The 1,733-nt window shown below is 72.8% G+C and carries 1 protein-coding gene; it reads left to right on the top strand.

The window, feature by feature from the left end:
- A partial coding sequence (locus ACIQVZ_RS42410) for an AMP-binding protein (RefSeq protein WP_402458533.1) occupies window positions 1–1,733 on the top strand: 1,733 nt, incomplete at both ends.

Raw genomic sequence — 1,733 nt, 5'->3', positions numbered from 1 at the left:
CGCCACGACGTCTACCGCACCGCTATCGTGTGGGACGGCCTGCGCGAACCCGTCCAGGTCGTCCACCGCGAGGCCGAATTGCCGCTCGATGAGGTCGAGCTGGACCAGGTGGGCCCGTCGGCGGCCGAACAGCTGGAGACCGCCGCGGGTTCGTGGATGGACCTCGACCGGGCTCCGCTGATGAGCGCGCACGTCGCCGCCGAGCCCGGCGGTGACGGTTGGCTGGCGCTGCTGCGGATCCACCACCTGGTGCAGGACCACACCGCGCTCGAGGTGCTGCTCGACGAGGTGCGGGCGTTCCTGTCCGGCCGGACGGGCGAGCTGTCGGAGCCGTTGCCGTTCCGTGAGTTCGTCGCCCAGGCCCGCCTCGGTGTGCCGCGTGAGGAGCACGAGCGGTACTTCGCGGGCCTGCTTGGCGACGTCACCGAGACCACCGCGCCGTACGGGATGCTCGACGTCCACGGCGACGGCACCCAGGTCTCCCAGGCCCACCTGCGGGTCGAAGGGGACCTCGCGGGCCGCGTCAAGGACGTGGCGCGGGCCAAGGGCGTCAGCCCGGCCACGCTCTTCCACCTCGCCTGGGCGCGGGTGCTCGGCACGCTGTCCGGGCGCGAGGACGTGGTGTTCGGCACCGTGCTGTTCGGCCGGATGGACGCCGGTACGGGCGCGGACCGGGTGCCCGGTCTGTTCATCAACACGCTGCCCGTGCGCGCCCGTCTGACCGGGCCGCTGGTCGGCGAGGCGGTGGAGTCGATGCGCGGCCAGCTCGCCGAGTTGCTGGTGCACGAGCACGCCCCGCTCGCGCTGGCCCAGCAGGTCAGTGGACTCCCCGGCGGCAGCCCGCTGTTCACCTCGCTCTTCAACTACCGTTACAACCAAACGGTGCCGCGCGAGTCGGGCTCGGCGCTGAGCGGCATCCGGCTGCGGTCGGTGCGCGATGTGACCAACTATCCGCTGGTGGTGTCGGTCGACGTCGACGGCACGGGTTTCGCGACCACCGTGGACGCGGTCTCGCCTGCCGACCCGGCCCAGGTGGCGGCGCTCCTGCATACCTGCCTGGACGCGCTGGTCACCGCCCTGGAGCAGGACGCCGACCGCAGCCTCGCGTCCCTGGACGTCCTGGACGCGGCCGAGCGCCGCCGGATCGTTGGCGAGTGGAACGACACTGCTGTGGCGGTGCCGGAGCTGTCGGTGCCGGCGGCGTTCGCGGCGCAGGTCGCCCGCACGCCGGACGCGACGGCTGTGGTCAGTGGTGATCTGGCCTTGTCATACCGGGAGTTGGACGAGCGGGCCAACCGTCTGGCGCGGCTGCTGGCCGAGCGCGGCGTAGGCGCGGAGTCGCCGGTCGCCGTGGTGATGGAGCGCTCGGCCGAGCTGCTGGTCGCCCTGCTGGCCGTGCTGAAGGCCGGCGGCACCCTGGTGCCGGTCGACACCGACCTGCCCGGTGCGCGGACCGCGACGGTGCTGGCCGACGCCCGTCCGGTGTGCGTGCTGACCACGTCGGAGCACACGTTCGCACCGGTGGCCGGGACGTCGCTGCTGGTGCTGGACGCGCCGGAGGTGTGCGAGCAGCTGGCCGGGCTGAGCGCGGACGCGCTGCCGGTGGCCTGGCTCGCCGGCCAGGCGGCCTCGGTGCACTACACGTCGGGTTCGACGGGTGTCCCGAAGGGTGTGGTGACGACGCAGCGTGATTTGGTGGCGTTGGCGTTGGATCGGTGTTGGGGTGCGTCGGC

The organism is Kitasatospora sp. NPDC098663 (genome assembly GCF_044760075.1).
Lineage (GTDB): Bacteria > Actinomycetota > Actinomycetes > Streptomycetales > Streptomycetaceae > Kitasatospora.
Note: the sequence above shows the minus strand (reverse complement) of the source record. Positions and strands in the feature narration are given on the sequence as shown.